This window comes from Pseudomonas sp. CNPSo 3701, assembly GCF_028674975.1.
Classification (GTDB): domain Bacteria; phylum Pseudomonadota; class Gammaproteobacteria; order Pseudomonadales; family Pseudomonadaceae; genus Aquipseudomonas; species Aquipseudomonas straminea.
This window is the reverse complement of record NZ_JAQZSI010000008.1, coordinates 302,523-327,220: the sequence shown is the minus strand read 5'-3', so window position 1 is coordinate 327,220 and position 24,698 is coordinate 302,523. Positions and strand designations below refer to the sequence as shown.

General features: G+C 62.2%; 17 protein-coding genes. 12 read left to right on the top strand and 5 right to left on the bottom strand.

What is annotated here, in order from left to right; translation table 11 throughout:
- The 3 genes from PVA39_RS21455 to PVA39_RS21445 are packed head-to-tail and all read left to right on the top strand — an operon-like array spanning nucleotide 1 to nucleotide 2,147.
- Nucleotides 1-270 carry an EscS/YscS/HrcS family type III secretion system export apparatus protein gene (locus PVA39_RS21455; RefSeq protein ID WP_274125766.1) on the top strand — a complete coding sequence of 90 codons (270 nt, stop codon included), beginning with the start codon at nucleotides 1-3 and terminating at the stop codon, nucleotides 268-270.
- Between the two features lie 3 nt (nucleotides 271-273).
- Nucleotides 274-1,092 (top strand): type III secretion system export apparatus subunit SctT, encoded by an 819-nt coding sequence (gene sctT, locus PVA39_RS21450; RefSeq protein WP_274125765.1) that lies wholly within the window; start codon nucleotides 274-276, stop codon nucleotides 1,090-1,092.
- Nucleotides 1,092-2,147, top strand: a complete 1,056-nt coding sequence (locus PVA39_RS21445) for an EscU/YscU/HrcU family type III secretion system export apparatus switch protein (RefSeq protein ID WP_274125764.1) — start codon at nucleotides 1,092-1,094, stop codon at nucleotides 2,145-2,147. Before sctT ends, PVA39_RS21445 begins: the two co-directional genes overlap by 1 nt.
- Nucleotides 2,148-2,211: 64 nt before the next feature.
- Here PVA39_RS21445 and PVA39_RS21440 read toward each other — a convergent pair whose 3' ends face one another.
- Nucleotides 2,212-3,939: an ATP-binding protein gene (locus PVA39_RS21440; protein WP_274125763.1), complete on the bottom strand. Its 1,728-nt coding sequence runs from the start codon at nucleotides 3,937-3,939 to the stop codon at nucleotides 2,212-2,214.
- Nucleotides 3,940-4,711: 772 nt separating this feature from the next.
- Here PVA39_RS21440 and PVA39_RS21435 point away from each other — a divergent pair.
- Nucleotides 4,712-8,035, top strand: a complete 3,324-nt coding sequence (locus tag PVA39_RS21435; protein WP_274125762.1) for a hypothetical protein — start codon at nucleotides 4,712-4,714, stop codon at nucleotides 8,033-8,035.
- A 13-nt stretch (nucleotides 8,036-8,048) separates the two neighbouring features.
- Here PVA39_RS21435 and PVA39_RS21430 read toward each other — a convergent pair whose 3' ends face one another.
- Complete coding sequence (locus PVA39_RS21430) at nucleotides 8,049-8,990, bottom strand: GlxA family transcriptional regulator (RefSeq protein ID WP_274125761.1); 942 nt, start codon at nucleotides 8,988-8,990, stop codon at nucleotides 8,049-8,051.
- A gap of 193 nt (nucleotides 8,991-9,183) precedes the next feature.
- On the opposite strand from PVA39_RS21430, the gene choX reads away from it, so the two are divergent.
- The 4 genes from choX to PVA39_RS21410 all read left to right on the top strand — a co-directional run bounded on the left by choX (nucleotide 9,184) and on the right by PVA39_RS21410 (nucleotide 12,533).
- Entirely contained in the window at nucleotides 9,184-10,119 is a 936-nt protein-coding gene (gene choX / locus PVA39_RS21425; RefSeq protein ID WP_274125760.1) for a choline ABC transporter substrate-binding protein, read from the top strand.
- A gap of 70 nt (nucleotides 10,120-10,189) precedes the next feature.
- Nucleotides 10,190-11,074, top strand: a complete 885-nt coding sequence (locus PVA39_RS21420) for a 3-keto-5-aminohexanoate cleavage protein (RefSeq protein WP_027904328.1) — start codon at nucleotides 10,190-10,192, stop codon at nucleotides 11,072-11,074.
- Between the two features lie 20 nt (nucleotides 11,075-11,094).
- Nucleotides 11,095-12,060, top strand: a complete 966-nt coding sequence (locus tag PVA39_RS21415; RefSeq protein ID WP_274125759.1) for an L-carnitine dehydrogenase — start codon at nucleotides 11,095-11,097, stop codon at nucleotides 12,058-12,060.
- Between the two features lie 2 nt (nucleotides 12,061-12,062).
- Nucleotides 12,063-12,533 (top strand): thioesterase family protein, encoded by a 471-nt coding sequence (locus tag PVA39_RS21410; RefSeq protein ID WP_274125758.1) that lies wholly within the window; start codon nucleotides 12,063-12,065, stop codon nucleotides 12,531-12,533.
- Between the two features lie 42 nt (nucleotides 12,534-12,575).
- Here PVA39_RS21410 and PVA39_RS21405 read toward each other — a convergent pair whose 3' ends face one another.
- Both PVA39_RS21405 and gbcA read right to left on the bottom strand, forming a co-directional pair.
- The gene (locus PVA39_RS21405; protein ID WP_274125757.1) at nucleotides 12,576-16,568 is read right to left on the bottom strand and encodes a hypothetical protein; all 3,993 of its coding nucleotides are present in this window, start codon (nucleotides 16,566-16,568) and stop codon (nucleotides 12,576-12,578) included.
- A 245-nt stretch (nucleotides 16,569-16,813) separates the two neighbouring features.
- Nucleotides 16,814-18,106, bottom strand: a complete 1,293-nt coding sequence (gene gbcA / locus PVA39_RS21400) for a glycine-betaine demethylase subunit GbcA (RefSeq protein WP_274125756.1) — start codon at nucleotides 18,104-18,106, stop codon at nucleotides 16,814-16,816.
- A gap of 355 nt (nucleotides 18,107-18,461) precedes the next feature.
- Here gbcA and gbcB point away from each other — a divergent pair, with 355 nt between their 5' ends.
- The gene (gene gbcB, locus PVA39_RS21395; protein ID WP_093507558.1) at nucleotides 18,462-19,562 is read left to right on the top strand and encodes a glycine-betaine demethylase subunit GbcB; all 1,101 of its coding nucleotides are present in this window, start codon (nucleotides 18,462-18,464) and stop codon (nucleotides 19,560-19,562) included.
- A 1,180-nt stretch (nucleotides 19,563-20,742) separates the two neighbouring features.
- On the opposite strand, the gene PVA39_RS21390 is transcribed toward gbcB, so the two are convergent.
- Nucleotides 20,743-21,783: a threonine aldolase family protein gene (locus PVA39_RS21390; protein ID WP_274125755.1), complete on the bottom strand. Its 1,041-nt coding sequence runs from the start codon at nucleotides 21,781-21,783 to the stop codon at nucleotides 20,743-20,745.
- A 211-nt stretch (nucleotides 21,784-21,994) separates the two neighbouring features.
- Between PVA39_RS21390 and PVA39_RS21385 the strand changes: the two genes are divergently transcribed.
- From PVA39_RS21385 to glyA, 3 genes are all read left to right on the top strand, one after another.
- The gene (locus PVA39_RS21385; protein ID WP_274125754.1) at nucleotides 21,995-22,294 is read left to right on the top strand and encodes a hypothetical protein; all 300 of its coding nucleotides are present in this window, start codon (nucleotides 21,995-21,997) and stop codon (nucleotides 22,292-22,294) included.
- Nucleotides 22,295-22,394: 100 nt separating this feature from the next.
- Complete coding sequence (locus tag PVA39_RS21380) at nucleotides 22,395-23,129, top strand: TraX family protein (RefSeq protein WP_274125753.1); 735 nt, start codon at nucleotides 22,395-22,397, stop codon at nucleotides 23,127-23,129.
- Nucleotides 23,130-23,310: 181 nt separating this feature from the next.
- Nucleotides 23,311-24,564 carry a serine hydroxymethyltransferase gene (gene glyA / locus PVA39_RS21375; RefSeq protein ID WP_274125752.1) on the top strand — a complete coding sequence of 418 codons (1,254 nt, stop codon included), beginning with the start codon at nucleotides 23,311-23,313 and terminating at the stop codon, nucleotides 24,562-24,564.
- Nucleotides 24,565-24,698: the final 134 nt, after the last annotated feature.

Here is a 24,698-nt window from a genome sequence, read left to right as displayed (position 1 = left end):
ATGGGCCAGGACGTATTCCTGTCGTTGATGAAACAGGCGCTGATGACCGTGCTGCTGCTCAGCGCGCCGGCGCTGGGCGTGGCCATTCTCATCGGCCTCGGTGTCGGCCTGCTGCAGGCGCTCACCCAGATACAGGACCAGACCCTGCCGCAGGCGGTCAAGCTGGTGGCGGTGCTGCTGGTGCTGGTGCTGATCGGCCCGCTGCTGGCCACCCAGGTGGCGGCGCTGGCCAGCCACGTGCTGGACAATTTCCCCGTCTGGACGCGCTAGGTCATGGATGCCGATATCGGTCTGGGCATCGCCGAGATCGCGTATCCGGTGATCTCGGCGGCAGCTCTGGCGGTCTGTCGGGCGCTCGGCCTGGTGTTCATCACCCCGGCCTTCAATCGCCTGGGGCTGACCGGGATGATCCGCAGCTGCGTGGCGGTGGCGATCTCCGCACCGATGTTCCTGCCGGCCTTTTCGGCGCTCACCGCGCTGGAGGACTACGGCAGCTTTTTCCTCGCCGGGCTGATGGTCAAGGAGTTCCTCATCGGGGTGACCGTGGGGCTGCTGTTCGGCATACCGTTCTGGGCTGCCGAGGTGGCCGGCGAGCTGGTCGACCTGCAGCGCGGCTCGACCATGGCGCAACTGGTCGACCCCTCCGGTGCGGGCGAAGCCGGGGTGACCGCGACCCTGCTCAGCGTCACCCTGATCACCCTGTTCTTTATGTCCGGCGGCTTCATCCTGATGGTCGACGGCTTCTACCACAGCTATCAGCTATGGCCGGTTACCGCCTTCACCCCGGTGATCGCCAGCGCGGCGCTGGAGGCGGTGCTGGCGATTCTCGATCAGGTGATGCGCATCGGCGTGTTGATGGTGGCGCCGTTGATCATCGCCCTGCTGGTGGCGGACATGATGCTTGCCTACCTGTCGCGCATGGCGCCGCAGATGAATATCTTCGACCTGTCGCTATCGATCAAGAACCTGATCTTCACCTTTCTGATGGTGCTCTACTGCAGCTTCCTGATTCCGCTGATGCTCGAGCAACTGGCGGAATTTCGCGGCACCGTCGAGGTGCTCAAGACGCTGTCCGGCGCGGGTGAGCCCTGATGGCCGGCAACAGCGGCAGCGAGGAGAAATCCCAGCCGGCCTCCGACAAGAAGCTGCGCGAGGCACGGCAGAAAGGCCAGGTCTCGAAAAGCCAGGATATGGTCTCGGCGGTGGTGCTGCTCGGCTGCTCGGTGTGCATCGCCTTTCTCGCCGGCATCGCCGAATCACGGGTGCGCGGCCTGCTCGACCTGGCCGCGACCATCTACGTGGAGCCCTTCGCCACCGTCTGGCCACGCCTGCTGGAAAGTGCCCAGCAAGTGCTGCTGCGCACCGCCTTTCCAATCCTCGGGGTGACGGTGGTCTGCGTGATCCTGACCAACATCGTGACCATGCGCGGCGTGCTGTTTTCCGGCGAGCCGATCAAGCCGGAAATCTCGCGTATCAATCCGATCGAAGGCGCCAAGCGCATCTTCTCGATGCGCAATTTCATCGAGTTTCTCAAGAGCCTGGTCAAGGTGGTGGTGCTGTCGGTAGCCTTTTACGTGGTGGGGCGCATCGCCTTGCAGGCGCTGATGGAATCCTCGCGTTGCGGTGCCGGGTGCATCGAGTCGGTGTTCTTCGTGCTGCTCAAGCCGCTGGTCGCCACGGTGCTACTCACCTACCTGCTCATCGGCGGCGTCGACGTGCTGCTGCAACGCTGGCTGTTCCAGCGTGAGATGCGCATGACGCGCAGCGAGCAGAAGCGCGAGCGCAAGGACATGGATGGTGATCCGCTGATCAAGCGCGAGCGTCAGCGTCAGCGCCGCGAGATGCAGGCCCTGAGCAGCCGCAAGGTCGGCATCGCCCATGCCACCCTGATGATCGGTAGCGAAGACGGCTGGCTGGTCGGCGTGCGCTACGTTCGCGGCGAAACGCCGGTGCCGGTGCTGACATGCATGGCTACGGGTGAGGACGCCAAAGCGCTGCTGGCGCAGTCGGTCAGCCTCGGCATACCGCGTAGCCCGGATGCCAAGCTGGCGGCCGAGATCGCCAAGCGGGCGGTGAAGGGCGAGCCGATTCCGGCCAATACCTTCCAGCCGGTGGCCGATGCGCTGGTTGCCGCGCGGCTGATCTAGGGGCGAGCTGTCTGGCTCTGACGGGGCGACCGCCTCTCGGCCACGGTGCCCTGATCTTCTGTGCTCAACCTGCCTGGCGGCGCATCGGCTCCTGTTGCGGCAGCTGTTCTACCCGAGGGCGCGATGAGCTATCCCGGTAGGGGCCTAGGCCAAGGGCCGCCAGGGTTAGCTCCAGGCCCAGCGACTGATTGCCGTCAGTGGAACAGGCCCAGGTGAGCGCCGAGCGAATGGTGTCGCTTTCCGCGCCGTACAGGTTCTTCCAGGCTTCCGGCACCACGGCGTCGAGCTGGCTGGCAGCCTTTTTCACCACGGCCAACGCATAAGCCGCATGGCGGGCGACGAGACGCTGGGTGCTGCCGGTCTGGTCGAGTTTCTCCAGAGCGTAGAGACGCTCGCTTTTGGGCATCTGATAGAACTTGAGGGTGTCGTCGCGATGGGCGATCAGCAGGGACTTGTCCACCAGGCTCTCGATCAGCGGCAGCGGGTCACCCGACAGGGTCGCATCGCCTTCGACCAGCGCGCGCACGGCGTTCAGGGTGAAGGTACCGTTGAAGATCGCCACCAGACGCAGCATCGCCTGCTCGGCCGGTGCCAGGGTCTGGTATGACCAGTCCAGCGTGGCGCGTAGCGAGCGGTGGCGTGGTGGCGCGGTACGGCGACCCTCCATCTGCAGGCGGAAATCGCCATCCAGCAGTTCCGCCAGGGGCTCCAGGCCAAAGGCGCTGACCCGTGTTGCGGCGATCTCGATGTCCAGGGGGATACCGTCGAGTTTGCGACAGATGTTGATCACGTCCGCCACGTTACCGTCGTTGAGGGTGAACGCCGTATCGCTGGCCTGTACCCGCTCCACGAACAGCTCGATGGCGGGGTAATCCAGTGCCTGCTCGGCATTGGGATGCTCGCAGGCCGCAGGCAATTGCAGCGGCAGCAAACGCTCGATTTGCTCACCTGCCGCGTGCAGCGGCTCACGGCTGGTGGTCAGGATGGCGCAGTCCGGTGTCCACTTGAGCAGGGTTTCGACGACCAGCGCCGTGCCGTCCAGCACCTGCTCGCAGTTGTCGAGAATCAGCAATTGGCGCCGGTGCTGGAGGTACTGCACCACGTCGCGCAAGGGGTCGCTGCCAGTCTGCAGGCCGAGGGCTTCAGCCAGGGCATGCGGGATGCGGCTGTCGTCATCGACCTCGCTGAGGTCAACGAAACAGGTGCCATGGGGCATGTCACCAGCCAACTGGTTGCCGAGCGCCAGCGCGACGGTGCTCTTGCCGATGCCGCCGGGTCCCAGCAGGGAGACCAGACGGTTGTGCTGCAACTGCTCGGCCAGGCGCTGCAGGATTGTGTCCCGCCCCAGAGGCCGGGTTATCAAGCTGGGCAAGGATTGCAGACGCTCCACCACGGCGGGTTCGCCCGCCTCATAGGGTTCGGTATGCGCCACAAAACGGTAACCACGTCCTGGGACGGTGACGATGTATTCGAAGCCACTCTCGTCCTCGCTGAGTACCCGGCGCAGCGTGACGATCTGCGCGCGCAGGTTGCATTCCTCGACGATGACCTTTGGCCAGGCACAGGCGATCAGTTCGGACTTCTCCAGCAACTCTCCCGGCCGCGCTGCCATGGCGATGAGCAGGTCCAGGGCACGGCTACCCAGGCTGACGGGCTCGCCATGCTTGAGCAACAGATGCTGGCGTGGGAAGAGGATGAACGCACCGAAACGCACGGCGCTTTCGCTGTTGAATGGTGCGTGGTCGTAGGGTGTCTCGGTCGGCGCGCTGGGGCCGAGAGTGGTCGAATACATGCCTATAGTCCCTCGAGGATTATGGTTGTTGTACGCACTGGCGACGGTCGCGCGCAGGCGCGCCACGTCATGCTCGGATTCGGTTCGCATGGAGGCCCGACATGGTGGTCGCTGGCGGAACGTGCCGGCGCGGCAGTTTGAATAGGCAAGAAGAACCCTCCAGAACGTACTTGTTTTTGTATATCACCGCAGTGCTGCAAGGCGGTGTCGATCAGAGGCGGGAAGTACTTCGCAATTAGCGTGCCGCGCCGGGATACACCTGGGCAGCTGCTAACTGATTGATTGTGAATGGCCGCTAATGTTCTGCAGAAACACAGCGTTCGGGATTTCGGATGGCGAGGTAAAAGTTGTTCGGAAATCCGATTCGTGGCTGGTGGCTAGAGTCTGATCCTGGTGCATGTCGCGGTACTCCTGACAGTCTGTACAGTGCCGCCCTCGCATCCTGTTAAGGGCCATGTGTCGCCGTGAAAAGCTGCGAAATCCATCGCGATCAGGTTGTTACATCAATGTGACCGTTGCTTGAATGGACGCACTGCAGACCGCCCTTTTTGCGCGCACCCGTTCTCGTTTCCGCCGAACGGCAAGGGCGCCATGAGTCGACTTGCGTCTGCCAACAAGTGCCATAGCCACCTTCTTTCCTACAAGGGCCGCTGCGCCGTTTTGCGACCTTGTCCACTTATCGAACCGGAGCGCAGAGCCAATGAGCAGCAGCGATAAAACAAGCCCAGAACGGGCGACAGAGCAAACCGGCGATACCGATTTCGATGCCAAGATGCGCGAATTCGATGACAAGATGCGCGAAGCGCAGAGCAGAGGCGGTCAGCTCGACAAGGAAGGTATCGAGGCCTACAAGGAGTACCGCGGTCCCTATCTGGATGGCAAACCGCCGTTGGCAGAAAGTAATCATCAATGGAAAGAAGAGGACATCGCCAACGTCGAGACCGAATGGCTGTCGTCCAGCGGCCATCGACTGATGTTGTGGGACGACCTGTTGCTGGTGACCATGAAAAATGGTGATCAGGTGCTGGTGCACGCTGGCGTCAATCCGAGAATGCACGAGGTGGCCAAGGAAAAACTGGACGCTGGTGACGTCGCCGGGCCACCGGCATGGACCGAGAAAGAATTATCCGAAGAGCATGAATTATGGCTTGGTAAGCGCGAGTCCTACGGATTCGAAGTGGTCACCTCGGCTGAGCAGATTCCCGAACTGGGTGACCTGCGTTTCATTGAAGACGGCTACATGGATATGAGCGCGGCGGTGTATCACCCTGTCCATGGCTTTCAGCTGACCGTTGACAACAGCGGTGCCTATGGTGAGAACGACACGGCCCTCTTTACCACCGCAGATGGCAAGAAATACGCAGTCTCCAAGGAGGTTTCACCAGAAGCCTACAAGAAGGTCAAGGAGCTCGCTGAAACCCGCGACAAGATCGAAAACAAGATCGACGATGACGGCTATAAAGTGATGAGCGCCCGGGACGACATTCCCGTGGTCACCGACAATACCAAGGTCGAGACCCTGGCCCCTGGTGTACTCGCCGTAGAAACGCCGCGACGCGGCAAGTTCATCGTCATCGAAAGCGTTACACCTGAACACTTCGCCAATCTCAGCGGCGTGTTGACCGAGAAGCAGCAGGGTGCTGTCGACAAGGCATTCGAGGATCGCGATCTGCCATCCGCCAAGCAAACCGACCTGATGCTCGCCGAAACCCGCGAGAAGAAGGACGGCAAGGCCAAGACGGTTGGTGAGCTTTACTACGATAACCTCAAGGAGGCGTACAAGGACAAGCCCTCTGATTCCAAGGAGGCCAAGTACCTGCGCCTACTCGAAGCCCGGGCGATGCTCAATGGCGGTTTCCAGTTCCTGCCGTACAGCACCACCAACGGCGCCTTCAACAGCACGACCACCAGCTATGGCAAGGACCCGAAGGAGATGAGTCCCTCGGAAATGCGTGGGCTGGTTGACGAAGGCAAACTCGGTGAAGAGCTGCTGGAATTGATGACCGACGAGGACATCGCCGCCGACAACGACCGCTTCCTCAAGGAGGCGATCGATAAAGTCGAGGACAAGGACGGCTTCAAGGACAAGCTGGTCGATGCCCTGCGCGACCCAGAGTACAAGAAGGCCCTCGAAGCGCTGGAGAAGGACAATCCCGAAGGGGCAGCGGCACGTTACGCCGCCGACATGCAGTCACTCAGCCTGCTCGACTCGGAGCTGGCGGCGCAGATCGACACCGAGTTCAAGTTCGGCATTCCCATCGATCAGCTCAACGAGCTTTACAAGGATGGTATCGAAGGCGTCGGCGAGGAGAACGTCGACAAGGCCACCACCGATATGGTCTCCACGCTGCTCACCACCATGATGACCTCGGTGTTGGGTACCAAGCGCGGCACCGATATCTACAACTACTTCTTCGGCGGCGGCAAGGAAAAGGGCCAGGCCAAGCCCGAGCTCAATGCCGAGGAGCAGAAGCTGGTTACCGCCGCGGAAAATTCTCGGGAGCCGCTGACTCAACTGCTCAAGGACAGCGCCAAGGCGAGCATCAACGACCCTTCAGGTAATTCTGGCGCCATCACCGCTGAGAAGATCGAAAAGGAAGTGGCGAAAGTCCCACTGGCCGAGCGCGACGGTGTTGCCGGGGTTTTGGGCAAGCTTGGCAAGACCGGTGTGCTGAGCTCCGGTGCGGGCCTGATCTCGATGGTCGCCGGTATCTACAAACTCTCCGATGGCGGGCTGAACTTTGGCGAAACGCCGGCCGAGCGTATCGAGGCGGCGAAGAACTTCGTGACCACCATCAGCATGATCTCGCCGATGGCCACCATGGTCACCGGGGCCTATGAAGAACTGTTTCGCAAGCCAGGCGTTGCGGACTCGCTGGGTTTGGGCAAAAGCCTCAAGGAAACCGTCTGGGACAAGCATTTCAAGCCCAAGGAAGTGTCCGAGCCCGAGGCCATCGAGCTCAAGGAAATCAAGGACAAGCTGGATAAATTGCCGGAAATCGAATCTGGTAAATTCTCCGCGGAAAGTTTCTGGGAAGCGTACGACGTCCACACGCGTAATTCTCGCCCCTCGATCGAAGATGTTATCGAGCAATTGCCTGCCGAGCAGCAGGAAGATGTGAAGAAAAACATCCTCAACGTCACCGGCAACGATCCCGAGTTGAAGAAAATACCGGAGGCTGATCGCCTGCGTTGGATCGGTGGTGCCTTGTCCACCGTGGGAGGGATCGCCGACGTGGCTGGCGGTGTGCTCGACCTGGTGCTCGGCGGCATGGGTATCGACAAGTTGCGTAAGGAGGGTGGTACGCCCGAACAGTTCGCGGCCAAGAGCCTGCAACTGGTTGGCGGCACTGCCGGGCTGGTGATGGGTGGCGCCGGCTTGGCCGCGGCGCTTGGTGTGGGCTCGGCGGCCGTTGCCGGGGTAGTGGCTGCCGCTGCTGGTGGTGTGGGTGCGGTACTTGGGTTCATTGGCGCCATCATCGGTGGCGTGGTTGCCCTGAAGAAGAGCGAGGAGACCGTCGAGAAGGTACGCGACTATTTTCGCGAACTGGGCAAGGATGGTGTACTCGAGAAGGAGTGGGGTGAAAAGCTCAATTACCTTATCCACTTGAACTACGAGTACCACTATTACGAAGGCAAGTACGAAGACCGCTTCGACGCCTGGTATCCGGAGGACATTCCCGCCTGGGAAGCGCAACCCGAGCATTACAAGGAGTTCACCGAGAACGTCGAGAAGGATGGACGCATCGACGACGACTGGTTCCGCGACAATATGCAGGATCTGGTCACCTACAGCGACAAGTTCGATGCCGAGTTCTATCGCGACAACAAGGACAAGATTGATCGTATCGTCGACAACTGGGAGCAGTGGCAGGGCAGTGACGACATCATCAGCGACAAGGATTTCAACAAGCTGCTCAAGGGCGATGATCGCTTCGACAATTCGAAGGAAGACATCGACGCCGTGCGCTTCCTGATGGAGAACAAGGAGTTCTTCGAGTTCCTCGACACCATCCGTTTCCATCCCAACAACACCAAGGCAGACGGCAAGATCAGTCGCAAGGACGTCGACAAGTGGCTGGAGCAGGTGAGCTGATCGCTCGCGCCACTCAGGCCTCGTGGCGGTCCGCGCGGGGGCTGACGGCAAACCTTGCCCGATAACGTCTGGCGAAATAGGAGGCCGAATCGAAGCCACAGGCCAGGGCGACCTCCAGCACGCTGAGGTCGCTCTGGCGCAGCAGCTGGCGGCCCTTGTCCAGGCGCAGGGCGAGGTAGAAGGTGACCGGTGTGGTGTTCAGGTGCTGGCGAAACAGCCGCTCCAGCTGGCGGGTGGTGATGCCCACGGTGTCGGCCAATTGCTGCGGGGTGCGCGGCTCCTCGGTGCAGCGCTCCATTTCGCCGATCACCAGGGCCAGCTTCTTGTCGTGGATGCCGTAGCGGCTGCTGACCTGCATGCGCTGGTGGTCCAGCCGGGTGCGGATGCGGCCGAGTACGAACTGCTCGGACACCTGGATCGACAACGCTTCGCCATGGTCGCGGCCGATCAGCCCGAGCATCAGGTCCAGGCTGCTGGTGCCGCCGGCGCTGGTAATACGCCGGCCGTCGATCTCGAACAGTTCCTGGGTCGGCTGCAGCTGTGGATAACGTTCGCAAAAGGCTTCCAGCGCCTCCCAGTGCAAGGTGAAGCGCTGCCGGGCGTCCAGCAGCCCGGCCTCGGCCAGCACGAAGCTGCCGGTATCGATGGCGCCGAGCACCTGGCACTCGCGCTCCGCACGGCGCAGGCGGTTCGCCAGGCACGCGCTGAAGCCGGCCAGCGGGTCGAAGCCGGCGACAACGAACAGGCTATTGCCCGCCCATTCATCTTCCAGGGTGCCGTCGACGTTAAGCGACATGCCGTTGCTGGCCGGCACGGCCTCGCCGTTCTCGCTGAGCAGGCGCCAGCGGTAGTGGGGCGCGTGAAAACGGTTGGCGACCCGCAGCGGTTCGATGGCCGACATCAGGCCCATCATCGAAAACCCGGGCAGCAGCAGAAAGCAGAAGTGATGGGTCATGGCGGCGCTCCGGTGCGGGAGGCTTCTATCTAACGGTAGCGGTGATGGGTGATCAAGTCGTTATGTTCTGGTTTTATGTCGATATGGTGCGAATTTCCTATTCAGTAACGGCGTAGCGTGGCGCTATCGGAATACCGCTGTTCCGGTCGCACGGTACTAAAAACCAGAAACTAAACCGTTGAGGAGCCCGCTCATGAAAACGCTCACCGCGTTCGCAGCCTGCTGCGCCGTCACGCTGTTCAGTTCGCCCCTGCTGGCCGCCGAAGAAGCCAGCTGCAAGACCGTACGCCTCGGCGCCGTCGGCTGGACCGACGTCGTCGCCACTACCGCCGTGGCCAATCATCTGCTGGAGGGCCTGGGCTATGAAACCAAACAGACCCAGGCCTCGCAGCAGATCATCTTCGCCGGTATTCAGAAGGGTCAGGTCGATGCCTTTCTCGGCTACTGGAAGCCGATCATGGATGACAACATCAAACCCTTCCTCGACGCCGGCGCCGTGAAGGTGGCTGACAAGCCGTCGCTGGACGATGCCGTGGCGGTGCTCGCCGTGCCGACCTACGCGGCCGAGCAGGGCATCAAGACGCTGGCCGATATCGCACGCTTCAAGGATCAGCTCGACGGCAAGATCTACGGTATCGAAGCCGGCTCGGGCGCCAATACGGCGATCCAGAAGATGATCGACTCCAACCAGTTCGGCCTTGGCGGCTTCAAGCTGGTGGAGTCCAGTGAGGCCGGCATGCTTGCTGCCGTTGGCCGCGCGGTGCGCAACCAGAAACCGGTGGTGTTCTTCGGCTGGAAGCCGCACCCGATGAACCTGCAGATGCCGATCACCTACCTGACCGGCACAGAAGATGTGTTCGGTCCCAACGATGGTGCGGCGACGGTTTCCACCGTGACGGCGCCGGACTACGCCCAGCGCTGCCCCAACGCCAACCGCCTGCTCACCAACCTGCGATTCACCAGCGCCCAGGAGGCCGAGCTGATGCAGCCGATCATGGATCGCCAGGCGCCGGACAAGGTGGCGCGCGAGTGGATCGCCGCCAATCCGCAGGTCGTCAGCGCCTGGCTGGAGGGCGTCACCAGCCTTGACGGCAAACCGGCCGCCCAGGCCCTGAAACTTACCCAATAACCGAAGCTCTTTGCTGCCGCCGCGCTCTGCGTGGGGGCGGCGTTCGTCCTGAATAACTAGGAGTACGACCGTGAACCATGAAGTCATCATCACCTGCGCGGTCACCGGCGCCGGCGACACCGTCGGCCGCCACCCGGCCATCCCCGTCACGCCAAAGCAGATCGCCGAGGCCGCCATCGAGGCGGCCAAAGCCGGCGCCACCGTCGCCCACTGTCACGTGCGCGACCCGCAGACCGGCAAGCCGAGCCGCGACGTGGCGCTGTACCGCGAGCTCGTCGAGCGCATTCGCGAGAGCGACACCGACGTGATCATCAACCTCACCGCCGGCATGGGCGGTGATCTGGAAATCGGCAAGGGCGAGCAGCCCATGGAGTTCGGCGCCGGCACCGACCTGGTCGGGCCGCTTACGCGTCTTGCCCATATCGAGGAGCTGCTGCCGGAGATCTGCACCTTGGACTGCGGCACTCTGAATTTCGGCGATGGCGACTTCATCTACGTCTCCACCCCGGCGCAGCTGCGCGCCGGCGCCAAGCGCATCACCGAACTGGGCGTGAAGGCCGAGCTGGAGATCTTCGACACCGGCCATCTGTGGTTCGCCAAGCAGATGCTCAAGGAGGGCCTGCTCGACGACCCGCTGATCCAGCTGTGCCTGGGCATCCCCTGGGGCGCGCCGGCCGATACCGCGACCATGAAGGCGATGGTCGACAACCTGCCGCCGGGCCTGACCTGGGCCGGCTTCGGCATCGGCCGCATGCAGATGCCGATGCTCGCCCAGGCCATGCTCCTGGGCGGCAACGTGCGCGTGGGGCTGGAAGACAACATCTGGCTGGACAAGGGCGTGCCGGCCAGCAACGGCTCGCTGGTCGAGCGGGCGGTGGAAATCATCGAGCGCCTCGGTGGCCGTGTGCTGAGCCCGGCCGAGGGCCGGGAAAAAATGAATCTGAAAAAACGCTGAGCCTTCACCTGGAGCCTGCCATGTCCTTCGTAACCGACATCAAGATTTTCGCTGCACTGGGCACCGGCGTGATCGGCGCCGGCTGGGTCGCCCGCGCCCTGGCCCACGGCCTGGAGGTGCACGCCTGGGACCCGGCGCCCGGCGCCGAGGCAGCCCTACGCACGCGCATCGCCAATGCCTGGCCGGCGCTGGAAAAGCAGGGGCTGGCGCCCGGCTCGTCGATGCAGCGCCTGCGCTTTTTCGCTGACCTCGACGCCTGCGTGCGCGACGCCGATTTTATCCAGGAGAGCGCGCCCGAGCGGCTCGACCTCAAGCTCGACCTGCACGCACGGATCAGCGCCGCGGCGCGCCCGAACGTGATCATCGGCTCCAGCACCTCGGGCCTGTTGCCCAGCGAGTTCTACGCCGAGGCGCAGCACCCCGAGCGCTGCGTGGTCGGCCACCCGTTCAACCCGGTGTACCTGTTGCCGCTGGTCGAGGTGGTCGGCGGCGAACGCACCGCGCCCGAGGCGGTGCAGGCGGCCATCAGCATCTACAGCGTGCTGGGCATGCGCCCGCTGCACGTGCGCAAGGAAGTGCCGGGCTTTATCGCCGACCGCCTGCTCGAAGCGCTGTGGCGCGAGGCGCTGCACCTGGTCAACGATGGCGTGGCGACCACCGGCGAGATTGACGACGCGATCCGCTTCGGCGCCGGCCTGCGCTGGTCGTTCATGGGCACCTTCCTGACCTACACCCTGGCGGGCGGCGACGCCGGCATGCGCCACTTCATGGCCCAGTTCGGCCCGGCGCTGAAGCTGCCCTGGACCTACCTGCAGGCCCCCGAGCTGACCGAGCAACTGATCGACGACGTGGTCGCCGGCACAGCGGTGCAGCAGGGCACCCGCAGCCTCGCCGAGCTGGAGTGCTACCGCGATGACTGCCTGCTGGCGGTGCTCGGCGCGATCCGCGAAACCAAGGCCCGCCATGGCTTCGCCTTCGAGGACTGAGCATGCTACCCGTCACCTACAAGACCGCGGTACAGCCCGCCTGGGTGGACTACAACGGCCATCTGCGCGACGCCTATTACCTGCTGATCTGCAGCTTTGCCACCGACGGGCTGATGGATCTAATTGGCCTCGACGAGGCGGGCAGGGCGCGCACCGGGCACACGCTCTACACCCTGGAGTGCCACCTCAATTTTCTCGCCGAGGTTAAACTCGGCGTCGAGCTGCAGGTGCGCACCCAACTGCTCGGCCATGACCGCAAGCGCCTGCATATCCACCACCTGCTGGAGCGCTGCGACGACGGCCAGGTGGTGGCCGAGAGCGAGCAGATGCTGATGAACATCGACACGGCGACCGGCCGTTCGGCACCGTTCGCTGGCGACGTGGCCGGGCGAATTGCCGAGCTGGACGAGGCGCAGTGTGGAACGCCGCGTTCTGCCTATGTGGGTCGGGTAATGGGCTTGCCGGGCCGCTAGCATTACCACGGGCGGCTGGCATGCCAGACGCCCGCGGGGCGGTCAGAAGCGCATCTGGCGCCAGGCCGGTGTGCTGTCGTTGGGGTTGTAGGTCAGCTCGCTCTTGTCGGTCTTCTCCAGGCCAATGGCCTTGAGCCAGGTGTCGAGGTCGCCGGTGCTGATCTTGCCGTCGCGCTTGTCGTTCTTGGCCAGGTTGTCGAGCTGATCGAAGAAACCTTGGTTATCGAGCAGGAAACGCGCAGCCTGCTTCTCGGCATCGCTGCCGTCACCGTTGGCGATCTTCTCCAGGTCCTTCTTGCTGACGATGTCGTCCTTGCCGTTCCAATCGTCCCAGCGCTCGCGGATGGTCTCGATGATGCTTTGATGCTCATCGTAATAGGCGCGCCCGTAATCCTCCTGGTGGGCGCCAACCAGCTTCAGCCAGGTGTTGAGGTCGTTGGTGCTGACCTTGCCGTCCTGGCCACCCTTGCCCCACTGGGTGTCGAGCTGATCCCAGAAGCCGCTGTTATCGAGCAGGAACTGCGCGGCCGCCTTCTCCTCGTCACTGCCACCACCGCTGGCGATCTTCTCCAGATCCTTCTTGCTGACGATGTCGTCCTTGCCGTTCCAGTTATCCCAGCGCTCGCGGATGGTGTGGATAACCTCGCGGTTCTCCTCGTAGAACGCCTTGTCGTATTTAGCCAGGTGCTTGTCGTCGTCCAGCCGGTTGATGGACGAGCCACCTTCCTGAGGCGTTTCCTTGAAATGCTCCCACTCGTCTTTCTGGTAGTCGTAGATGCTCTGGCCGGCCGGGGCGTCGCGGCCATCGTATTCGTAGAAGCTGTAGCGGGCATACTCGAGCTTGTCGCCCCAGTCCTCCTGAGTCAGACCCAGCTCGGCGAGGTCCTTGAACCATTGACCTTCCTTGTCGGTGGCTTTCTGCTTCTTCTCATGATCGACGAAGATGCCGATGATGCCGCCGATCAACCCCAGCCCCGCGGTGATCAGGAACAGCGGGCCGGTGGCTCCGGCCAGGGCACCTATGCTGGCGAACAGCCCGGCCGTGCCAATGACACCGGCGGTGGTGCCCGCCACGCCGCTGATGATTTGCAGGGCGCCAGCCGCCTTGCCCAGATCGCTGTTGTTGGCGATGGCATCCTTGATGGTGAAGCCGCCCATGACGATGTCGGCGACACTGAGAATGTCCGGCGCCACGCCCAGCACCTTGGTCAGGGTGCCGCCGATCTTCGCTGCCAGGCCGGGCTTTATCGACGGTGTATCGGCGCCACCCAGGGCGCTATGGATCGTGTCGGTATCGACGATGCCCTGCACCGAGCTGTTGCGCACTGTGTCGTTGAGGCGGTCGACGGCATCGTCGATCACCTCGGCGGCTGGTGGCGGGCGGTTGTCGTTCTCGAACATCTGGTTGATCGAGTCGCCATCCAGGCGCAGGTCGCCGTCGAACGGGTCGTTGGCCGCTGGTACGCGGCGGCCTGACTCTTCGATACGTTCGTTGACCACACGCTCGACGGATTCGCGACTAGGCGGCGTGATGTTGCGTTCTTCGAAGTATTCCACCGCATCTTCATAAATGGTCGACACCGCATCGGTGTAGGTGGAGTAGCCCGAAGAGGTGATCGACGCTGGCAGTGCGCGGTTGGCAGCGTCATCGAGGTGACTGGCGAACTCGTTGACCGAGACGTCATCGGCAATTTCACCAAGCCCGTTCGCGGCACGCCGCTCGTTGATGGCGTCGTTGATGTGTTCCTCGGTGATGGTGAGGTTCTGCTCTTCGGCAATCTGGTTGAGGCTGCTGTAGCGTGAGTAGTCGTCGGGCGGGTTGCCGCCGGCGCGGGTGATGATGTCGTTGAGCAGCGCACGGCTATCGGCATCGTCGAACGAGCCGATACCCGAGGCTTCGGCAGAAAGCCTGACCTGATCCAGCGCATCGCCACCGCCGCCACCATTCAGCGAGCCCAGTTCGATCACGCTGTTGGCACGGCTCTCTACCGCATCGGGAACGCCCGAAATGCCCCGGTCACGCAGGAAGCCTTCGATCTTCTTGCCGAGGGTGCCGTTTTCCTTGCCCCAGATTTCCGGCAGGGTCTTGCTTAGGCCCAACAGCTCAGCGGTGTTGGTCTTGGTGAAGAGGTCGAAGATGCCGGTCTTTTCGAATTGCGCACCGCCACTCAGGAAGGTGACGAAATCCTTGGCGATGGCCAGGCGTTCCAGAGGCTCGTCGGACAGCTGGCCATTCTTGGCCGAGAGCATGTAGATCGCCCCGCCCAGGGAGCCGAATGCGGAAATGCTACCGAGTACGCCGTACTTGTTCAGCGTACCGATGGCCTTGGTGAAGTCGTCCTTGCTGACTTCCGCCGGGATGTATTTGGTTTCCAACTGTTTATCGAAGTCGGCCTGGGTGATGCTGCCGTTGTTGAGCTGCTCGGAGAGCTTGGCAAAGTCGGCCATCTTGGTCTTGTCATTGAGCAGTTCGTTGTAGAACTTCTCGATGCTGTCCTGCACCCGACGGGGGATGTCGGCAGACTTGAGCACGGTCTTGATCAGTGCACCCATGTCTTTGTAGGCGAGCTCTTTGTACTCGTCGGGAATCGCACTGGGATCACCGACCAGGGTATCGATCTCCACCAGGATGCCGTTCTGCTTGAGAGCCGACTCGGCCTTGCGGGCACGCTCCGGATCCAGCAGCTCCAGGCTCGAGGCGAGCCGGGCAACCTCCGCCTGGCCCTCGCTGCCCAGGCCCTGCTCTTTCATGTCCGCCAGGTACCTGACGAAATCCAGGCTGGTCAGGGTGTCGTAGATTTCATCCGCCAGCCTGGTCTTGTCTTCGCCGCTGACCTTCTCGATGGCGCTGTCCAGTTCGGCCTGGTACTCCTTGCCGATCTTGTCCTTTTCGCCGTTGCCGCTGGTGAACATCTCGCTGAGCAATTCATCCACCGAATTGCCGTTGAGGATGTCCTGCATGTCCTCGGTACTCAGGGTTTCACCATCGCTGTCGAACTCGCGCCAGGTGGTGTTACCGCCACGCGGGTCCTCGATATAGGGGGTGATGCGGTGGCCGCTCTCCATCGACGCCTTGGCCTCGATGGCCTTGACCAGCTTGTAGATGTCGCTGTCCTTGCCGACCTTGCCGTCGTCAATGAGCTTCTTGTACTTGTCGAGCAGATTCTTGGTGGCCAGCTCGACCACCGTCATCTCTTCCTTGTCGTCCTTATTGGCCTTCTCGCCGCTGCTCTGGCCGAGCAGGTCCAGCTTGTCGAGGTCGGGCAGCTCATATTTCTCACGCAGTTTCTGGATCGAGTCGCCGCCTTTGACGTGATCGCTCCACATCCCAGCTACACGGTCGTACATCGCCTTGTTTTCGTGCTCGGATACCACGTATTTCTTGCCATCCTTGGTTTCGAACTGGATGACGCCATTGCCGAACTCCTCCGGGCCTCCCCAGAGGGCAATATCATGCTCGGCCACATAGGTGTCGGGGCCGGCGACCTCACGCCCATCGGCGACGCGCTGTTCGAGGGTGTAGCGCGACAGGCCGATCTGCTGCACCTCGAGGAACAGCTGCGGGGTAAGGGCCTTTGACACGGTCACGGTTTCGCCGTCCGCGGTGACATAGGTGATCACCTCGGCCTCTTCCAGGTTGCCCTGCCATTTGAACTGGGTGTAGTCGCTCCAGTCCTGCACCTCGGTGTTGCGGTCGGCGATGGCGTGCTCGTCGCCCATCGCCGCGACCACCTGGGCCTTCTGCTCAGGCGATTGGTTGAGCGCGTGCAGGTTGAGCAGAAACTTGTACAGCTCGGGGTTCACCGAACGCTCGACCACCACGCCCTGGCCATCAAGTTCGTAGCGGATCTTGCCGTCCCTGGGCGCATCGACTCGGGTCTTGTCCACTGGTGGCCATTGTTCGTTATCGGTGGCGGTACGATCCTGCTTGGGCTTGGCATTGCCCTTCTGGCTAAGCCGCATGATGTTGTCGAAACGCAGGCTGTCGGCACCGCTCTGTTCGTTGGGGCCTTTGCTCAGGGGCTTCACGCTCACGTTGGATTCCTCGCCAAGGGGACGGGTGGCCTAAACGCGTCGCTGACAACTGCGCGTGTGCGTCTGTGGACCGGGACGACTCGATTGTTCCGCTTGACGGCGTGAAATGCTGTGAAACATCTCGATCATGTTATGAACGGCAAATAAAAAGCCCCGCAGACCATAGGTCGCGGGGCTTTCGCCAGGTAGCGGGACGATTTTGTTGCGCGGCAAGGGCAAACGCTACCCTGGCCGCCGTGTGCAATTCACTGCGTTTTTACATCGCGCAGATACGGCGCTGGCGCCGCACCCAGGTTGCTGAGCATGCGTTCGCTGTACCAGTCGATGAAGTTGACCACGCCGAACTCGTAGGTTTTCGAGTACGGGCCAGGCTGGTAGGCGGTGGAGTTGATGCCGCGCTGGTTTTCCTCGGCCAGGCGACGGTCCTGGTCGTTGGTGGCATCCCAGACTTCGCGCAGGCGGGCCACGTCGTAGTCTTCGCCTTCGACGGCGTCCTTGCGCACCAGCCACTTGGTGGTGACCATGGTTTCCTGGGCGCTGATCGGCCATACGGTGAACACGATCAGGTGATCGCCCATGGCGTGGTTCCAGGAGTGCGGCAGGTGCAGGATGCGCATCGAGCCCAGGTCCGGGTTCTGGATGCGGCCCATCAGTTTCTTGCAGCCCTGCTTGCCGTCCATGGTCATGGACACGGTGCCCTTGAGCAGCGGCATGCGCACGATGCGGTTGCGCAGGCCAAAGCCAGCGTGCAGGTACGGGATCTTCTCGGCTTCCCACTTGGCGGCGGATTCGGCCACGTGGTCCTTGAACGACTGGGTCGCGCGGGGATCGTTGGTGTCGTCCCATTCCAGCAGGGTGTTGAGCAGTTCCGGATGCGAACCGTTGCAGTGGTAGCACTCGCGGTTGTTTTCCAGCACCAGCTTCCAGTTGGCCTTTTCCATCAGGGTGGTCTGCACGGCCACCTTGGCGTTCTCCATGTCGTACGGTTCCATGTAGTGCGCCAGGGTGGCGAGGAACTCGTCGATGGCCGGCGGGTTTTCGGCCAGGGAGATGAAGATGTAGCCGCCGGCGGTCTTGCAGTTGACCGGCTTGAGGTTGTAGTCGGCCAGGTTGAAGTCGGCGCCCATTTCGCTGCCGGCGAACAGCAGGCGGCCGTCCACTTCGTAGGTCCACTGGTGGTACGGGCAGACCAGCTTGGCGACCTTGCCCTTGTCGCTGGTGCACAGCCGCGAGCCGCGGTGGCGGCAGACGTTGTGGAAGGCGTGTACGACGCCCTCGGCGCCGCGGATGACGATGATCGGGTTGTTGCCGATCTGCAGGGTCAGGTAGTTGCCCTTGGCCGGGATCTCGCAGGTCATGCCGGCGATCAGCCATTCCTTGTGGAAGATCTCCTGCATGTCGAGCTGGAACACCCGCTCGTCGTTGTAGAACGGCTGCGGAAGGGAAAAGGTGCGCTCGCGGTTCTGCAGCATTTCAGCGGCTGCGGCGCGTGCCGGTTCCAGCGGGTCGCCAAGGCTCAGGGTAGAGGTGACGGTCATCGGAGAACTCCTCGTGGCGGCCGCGGTGCGGCCGCTATGAAATAGGCTGGTGCGGTTGACGCAAGGTGGCGTCGCCTGGCCCGGATCGCCTGCCGAATGGCGCATTGCTCAGGGGGCTGCGGCGGACGCTCTTATCCTGTTCGGCTTGGGGGCGAGTGTGGAGCCGGGCGCGGCGCGAACCTTATCCATGGGCGACATGGCCGAATCAGTTCCCGACTGGGTACGCCAGTGTCTACGGGGCAGGTCGCGGTGAGCATGCCGATGTCGCTGGCAGGTAAATGAGCGCCAGAGGCGTTGCGCACAATCGCGGCAAAGAATGGGCCGGTGAGCGGCCTGCGTGCGCGAGAGAACCGACATGTCGAACGACTTCCTCTATCCCGTCACTACCCAGACCTGGAGCAATGGCCGCCACGTTGTGCGTTGCGTCAAGGTCATCCAGGAAACGTGGGATGTCCGCACCTTCTGTTTCATGGCCGACCAGCCCGTGCTGTTCTTCTTCAAACCGGGGCAGTTCGTCACCCTGGAGCTGGAGATCGACGGCCAGCCGGTGATGCGTTCGTACACCATCTCCAGCTCGCCGTCGGTGCCGTACAGCTTCTCGATCACCATCAAGCGAGTGCCGGGCGGCAAGGTCTCCAACTGGCTGCACGACAACCTGTCCGAGGGACAGGAGCTGGCGGTGCACGGCCCGGTCGGGCTGTTCAATGCCATCGACTTTCCGGCCGACAAGGTGCTGTTTCTCAGCGGCGGGGTGGGCATCACCCCGGTGATGTCGATGGCGCGCTGGTTCTACGACACCAACGCCAACGTCGATATGGTGTTCGTGCACAGTGCCCGCTCGCCGAAAGACATCATCTATCAGCGCGAGCTGGAGCACATGGCCGCGCGGATCAACAACTTCAACCTGCATGTGATCTGCGAAAAGCACGGCCTGGGCGAGTCCTGGTCGGGCTACCGAGGCTACCTCAACCAGCCGATGCTGGAACTGATGGCGCCGGACTACCTGGAGCGGGAAATCTTCTGCTGCGGCCCGACGCCTTATATGGCGGCGGTCAAGCGGTTGCTCGAAGCCAAGGGTTTCGACATGAGCCGCTATCACGAGGAGGCCTTCGGACCGGTGCCGGCCGAAGTGCGCCAGGAGGTCAAGGAGCTGGCCGAGCTGGCTGCCGACGCGCCGGAGGTGCCGGCTGCCGAGCGCAACCAGGTGTCTTTCATCAGCACCGGCAAAAGCATCCAGGTCGGCCCGGGCGAAACCGTGCATGCCGCGGCGGCCAAACTTGGCCTGCATATCCCCAAGGCCTGCGGTATGGGCATCTGCGGTACCTGCAAGGTGCTCAAGACAGCGGGCGACGTGGACATGGAACACAACGGCGGGATCACCGACGAGGACGTGGCCGAGGGTTACATCCTGTCCTGCTGCAGCGTGCCGCGTAACGACGTGAGCATCGAGTACTGATCTGCTGATCAAAAGCTGATCAATTTACTACAGCGCCCGGCTCGCGGGCGCTGTGGCGGCTATCCAACAGTTTATCCACAGTCCGGCGCACAGTAACTGTGTGCAAGGTTGGCGGGTGTTTGGCCAATTTTCACCAAACATAGGCGGCTGGTAGGGCTTTGGGGAAACCCCGCAGGCTGCCGTAGTGAGGGGCTGGAAAGCGCTCGCGGCTGCAGCCCCTCCTGCGTATTCGATGCCACTCTGCTTGAACAGCTTATCCACAGTGCTGTGCACAGCTGTATGCAGTGTATTGGCTGAGAAAGTGGCGATTCTTCTGGTCGTTTTTTGAACGTATCTTTGAAGGCCCCGCCATTCATGGCCTGTAGCCTGATTAAGACAGTTTTTGCACAACTTGATCCACGGAGTTTGGGGAAAGTGCATTGTGGGTTATTCACCGTACCTCAGGCGTTATGGCGCTGTAGTCCCATAAACGCTGCTCTCCGTAGCTTGGTCAATAAATGATCACTGCTGTCAGCGCCGCGTAGTTAAAGGCTTGCAGCTCTTTCGATACAACTTATTCACAGAAGCGCACACAGTTTCTGTGTGTAGATAAGTTGCCAAACCATTGATACCGCTCATTTTTTGTCCGACAGGCCTAAGGCCAGTAAAAACAAGGGCTACAGCGTTTTGCCGACAGCTTATCCCCACTATCGTCCCCGCTTGTTGGGGAAGAATTTCCACAAGCGGTACAAACTTCTAAGCTAGGGTGTGGATGACGACGCGCGGAATACCGTTGATCAAAATATAATCATGGCGCTGTAAGCCTCTAGTAACGGGGGGTACAGGCATCTATGCACAGGTTGTGAAAGCCTTCCTGCACAGCGATTGTGCGTAACCCAATGCCCAACCTATTGAAATAGAACGTTTTTTGTACGATTTCCTGGAGCCCTTGGGATGCCTGGCCTGCAGCAGGATGCCGACAGTTTATGCACAGCGCCTTCCACGGGATCTGGGGATCTCGGGGATGACTGCGCACGGGCAGTCGAAGCCTGAGCCCGTTCAATGGGGTGGCTCGTGAGGATCAGGTTCGTCTTTTTGGTGGGGATAAGGATGTTATCCACAGAAGTGTAGCTGGAGCGGCGGGTAGGGCGTTGCGGGGATAAAGATGATGGGCCGGAACGCGGCCGGCCCATCACGTTGGTCAGGCGGCCATCACTTCGCGAATATCTGCAGCCAACTGGCGCACCCGTGCTTCCTCGGTATCCCACGAGCACATGAAGCGCGCACCGCCGGCGCCAATAAAGGTGTAAAAGCGCCAGCCGCGGGTGGTGAGGGCGGCGATGGCCGGTTCGGACATCTGCAGGAACACGCCGTTGGCCTCGACGGGGAACATCAGGCTGACGCCCGGCACATCTTCCACCAGCTTGGCGAGCAGCTGGGCGCAGTGATTGGCGTGGTTGGCGTAACGCAGCCAGGCGTCGTCCTGCAGGATGCCGACCCAGGGCGCCGACAGGTAGCGCATCTTCGAGGCCAGCTGGCCCGCCTGCTTGCAGCGGTAGTCGAAGTCTTCGGCCAGGTCGCGGTTGAAGAACAGAATCGCTTCGCCAACCGCCATGCCGTTCTTGGTGCCGCCAAAGCACAGCACGTCGACGCCGGCCTTCCAGGTCAGTTCGGCCGGCGTGCAGCCGAGAAACGCGCAGGCATTGGAGAAGCGCGCGCCGTCCATGTGCAGGTTCAGACCCAGTTCGTCACAGGTCTGGCTGATCGCCTGGATTTCCTCGGGGCGGTAAACGGTACCGACTTCGGTGGCCTGGGTCAGGGTGACCACCCGCGGCTTGGGGAAGTGGATGTCCTTGCGCTTGAGGGCTATTTCGCGGATCGAGGTCGGTGTCAGCTTGCCCTGTTCGGTGCGGGTGGTCAGCAGCTTGGAGCCGTTGGAGAAGAACTCCGGAGCACCGCATTCGTCGGTCTCGACGTGGGCGGTCTCCGAGCAGATCACGCTGTGATAGCTCTGGCACAGCGAAGCGAGGGCCAGGGAGTTGGCGGCGGTGCCATTGAAGGCGAAGAACACGTCGCAGTCGGTTTCGAACAGGCGGCGGAAGTGGTCGGCGGCGCGGGCTGTCCATTCGTCATCGCCGTAGGCGCGCTGGTGGCCCTGGTTGGCCTCGGCCATGGCCTGCCAGGCCTCGGGGCAGATTCCGGAGTAGTTGTCGCTGGCGAATTGTTGAGCGTTGTCGGGCATTGAAGGATCCTTTTCTGCATCGCCCCGTGCGGGCGTATGCCGGTACTTTATCCCGCCGTGGCGCTGCGCCGCACTCGCCGGGGCGACATATTGTTCCGTTGGCCTGCCATGCCGGGTGCGGCATTAATTGTGAACTCACGGGCGGCGATGGGCTCACAAAGCAGAGAGTTCATTACCAGGACTCACCGATCCCAAGCTACAGGAGCCCACCATGAGCTACCGTCATCTGATCGCCCTTTTCGCACCGCTCGCATTCGCTCTGCCGGCCGCCGCCGCTCAGCAGTGGTCGCCGGAAGCCAAGTCGACCTTCGTGCAGGAATGCGTGAAGGGCGCTCAGTCCGGCCACTCCCAGGAAAAGCTCACCGCCTTCTGTGACTGCGCTGCGACCAAGGTCAGCCAGGAGTTCAGCGAGGCGGAAATGGCCGAGATGAGCAAGCAGGTTTCGCCAGATGCGGCTCTGCAAAAGCGTCTGGTCACCGCATCGAGCAGCTGTAACGCGAAGCTGCAGTAAGCCTTGAGGGCGGCGTAGGTTCTACGCCGCCCTTTCTGTTTGCGCCTTGGCGCTGGCTGCCTCTACCTTGATGCTTCATCCGTCAGCGTGATGGGCGTGCATGCCTTCCTCTATTCCGCACAATCTTCCCTCCGGCCGCGACCCGGCCCTCGATCTGATCAAATGGCTGGCGCTGCTGACCATGCTGATCGATCACCTGCGCCATGCCTGGCCTGAGCTGTATTTTCTCTATGTGCCTGGCCGCCTGGCCTTTCCATTGTTTTGCCTGGCCATTGCCGCCAATGTCGCACGGCCCAGGGCTGACGATGCCGGCGGGGTGACCGCCCGTTATCTGGGCTGGTTGCTGCTGTTCTCGCTGGTTTCCGAATGGCCCTATCGACTATTGGTGCCGACTGCCGAGTCGCTCAACGTGATGCCGACCCTGGTGCTCGGGCTGCTGATTGCCAATGCCGTGCAGCGAACCGATATCCAGGCGCGCTGGCTGGGTGCCGGCGCGTTGGCGACTGCCGTGCTGGCCCATGAATGGCTGATGTTCGGCGCCTTCGGGGCGCTGCTGCCAGCGGCCTTTCTGCTGGCAATGCGGGGTTCCTGGACTCTCTGGTTGTTGCCGATGTTCTGCTGTCTGGCGGCCAACTACTGGGCGCCGTTCTACGTCGATGCGACCCGTGGTGATCCCTTCGCCTGGAGCGTGCTGGCCATGTGTCTGTTCGCGCCATTGCTGGGCCTTCTGCTGTTGCGCTGCCGGCCGCCCTTTGCGGTGCCGCCGGTCAGGCGCTGGGCCTACCTGTTCTATCCGGCGCACTTTCTCGTGTTGGTGGCGCTGCGCAGCCTCTGAGCTGGCGTAAAGGCCTGTTCAGGCATGCGCAATTGCGACGCTCAGGCATGTCGCAAACACAATCTCCCGTGGCGTACATAGGCATCTGGCTCGCCAGGGCCAGTCATACCATCGCTGCAACAAGACTCATACCGAGCAACCGCCAGATGCGGCGTCGCAAGGCGCCCCGGGGAGAAACGTGATGTTCAGCAAGCAAGATCAGATTCAAGGCTACGATGACGCCCTGCTCAGTGCCATGCAGGCCGAGGAGCGTCGTCAGGAACATCACATCGAGCTGATTGCTTCGGAGAACTACACCAGCAAGCGCGTGATGGAAGCCCAGGGCAGCGGCCTGACCAACAAGTACGCCGAAGGCTATCCGGGCAAGCGCTACTACGGCGGTTGCGAGCATGTGGATAAAGTCGAGGCGCTGGCCATCGAGCGTGCCAAGCAGCTGTTCGGCGCCGATTACGCCAACGTGCAGCCGCACTCCGGCTCCTCGGCCAACTCCGCCGTCTACCTCGCACTGCTGCAGCCGGGCGACACCATTCTGGGCATGAGCCTGGCCCACGGCGGCCACCTGACCCACGGCGCCAAGGTGTCGTCCTCGGGCAAGCTGTACAACGCCGTGCAGTACGGCATCGACACCGACACTGGGCTGATCGACTATGACGAAGTCGAGCGCCTGGCCGTCGAGCACAAGCCGAAGATGATCGTCGCCGGCTTCTCGGCCTACTCCAAGACCCTGGACTTCCCGCGTTTCCGCGCCATCGCCGACAAGGTTGGTGCCTACCTGTTTGTCGACATGGCCCACGTCGCGGGGTTGGTCGCTGCTGGCCTTTATCCGAACCCGATTCCGCTGGCCGACGTGGTCACCACCACCACCCATAAGACCCTGCGTGGCCCACGTGGCGGGCTGATTCTCGCCAAGGCCAACGAAGAGATCGAGAAGAAGCTCAATGCCGCGGTGTTCCCGGGCGCTCAGGGCGGCCCGCTGATGCACGTGATCGCCGCCAAGGCGGTGTGCTTCAAGGAAGCGCTGGAGCCGTCGTTCAAGGAGTACCAGGCCCAGGTGATCAAGAACGCCCAGGCCATGGCCCAGGTATTCATCGACCGCGGTTTCGACGTGGTCTCCGGCGGCACCGACAACCACCTGTTCCTGCTCTCGTTGATCAAGCAGGGCATCACCGGCAAGGACGCTGACGCTGCCCTGGGCCGCGCCGGCATCACCGTCAACAAGAACGCCGTACCCAATGACCCGCAGTCGCCGTTCGTGACCTCGGGCCTGCGTATCGGCACGCCAGCGGTCACCACCCGTGGCTTCAAGGAAGCCCAGTGCCGTGAACTGGCAGGCTGGATCGCCGACATCCTCGAGCACCTCGGCGACGCCGATGTCGAGGCCCAGGTGGCTGGCCTGGCGGCCGGTCTGTGCGCCGATTACCCGGTTTACCGCTGAGACACAGTCGTTACGTAGGTGCGTTAGCTCTCGCCGTAGGATGGGTGAGAACCCATCAGTGATTGATGGGTTTCACCCATCCTACGGTTCTGCGGTTTAGGTACGCACCTGCAGGCAAGCAGAATTCAGGAGTT

Coding starts and splice junctions, on each gene's coding strand:
- PVA39_RS21455 (WP_274125766.1), top strand. CDS start 1: ATGGGCCAGGACGTATTCCTGTCGTTGATGAAACAGGCGCTGATGACC.
- sctT (WP_274125765.1), top strand. CDS start 274: ATGGATGCCGATATCGGTCTGGGCATCGCCGAGATCGCGTATCCGGTG.
- PVA39_RS21445 (WP_274125764.1), top strand. CDS start 1,092: ATGGCCGGCAACAGCGGCAGCGAGGAGAAATCCCAGCCGGCCTCCGAC.
- PVA39_RS21440 (WP_274125763.1), bottom strand. CDS start 3,939: ATGTATTCGACCACTCTCGGCCCCAGCGCGCCGACCGAGACACCCTAC.
- PVA39_RS21435 (WP_274125762.1), top strand. CDS start 4,712: ATGCGCGAATTCGATGACAAGATGCGCGAAGCGCAGAGCAGAGGCGGT.
- PVA39_RS21430 (WP_274125761.1), bottom strand. CDS start 8,990: ATGACCCATCACTTCTGCTTTCTGCTGCTGCCCGGGTTTTCGATGATG.
- choX (WP_274125760.1), top strand. CDS start 9,184: ATGAAAACGCTCACCGCGTTCGCAGCCTGCTGCGCCGTCACGCTGTTC.
- PVA39_RS21415 (WP_274125759.1), top strand. CDS start 11,095: ATGTCCTTCGTAACCGACATCAAGATTTTCGCTGCACTGGGCACCGGC.
- PVA39_RS21410 (WP_274125758.1), top strand. CDS start 12,063: ATGCTACCCGTCACCTACAAGACCGCGGTACAGCCCGCCTGGGTGGAC.
- gbcA (WP_274125756.1), bottom strand. CDS start 18,106: ATGACCGTCACCTCTACCCTGAGCCTTGGCGACCCGCTGGAACCGGCA.
- gbcB (WP_093507558.1), top strand. CDS start 18,462: ATGTCGAACGACTTCCTCTATCCCGTCACTACCCAGACCTGGAGCAAT.
- PVA39_RS21390 (WP_274125755.1), bottom strand. CDS start 21,783: ATGCCCGACAACGCTCAACAATTCGCCAGCGACAACTACTCCGGAATC.
- PVA39_RS21385 (WP_274125754.1), top strand. CDS start 21,995: ATGAGCTACCGTCATCTGATCGCCCTTTTCGCACCGCTCGCATTCGCT.
- PVA39_RS21380 (WP_274125753.1), top strand. CDS start 22,395: ATGCCTTCCTCTATTCCGCACAATCTTCCCTCCGGCCGCGACCCGGCC.
- glyA (WP_274125752.1), top strand. CDS start 23,311: ATGTTCAGCAAGCAAGATCAGATTCAAGGCTACGATGACGCCCTGCTC.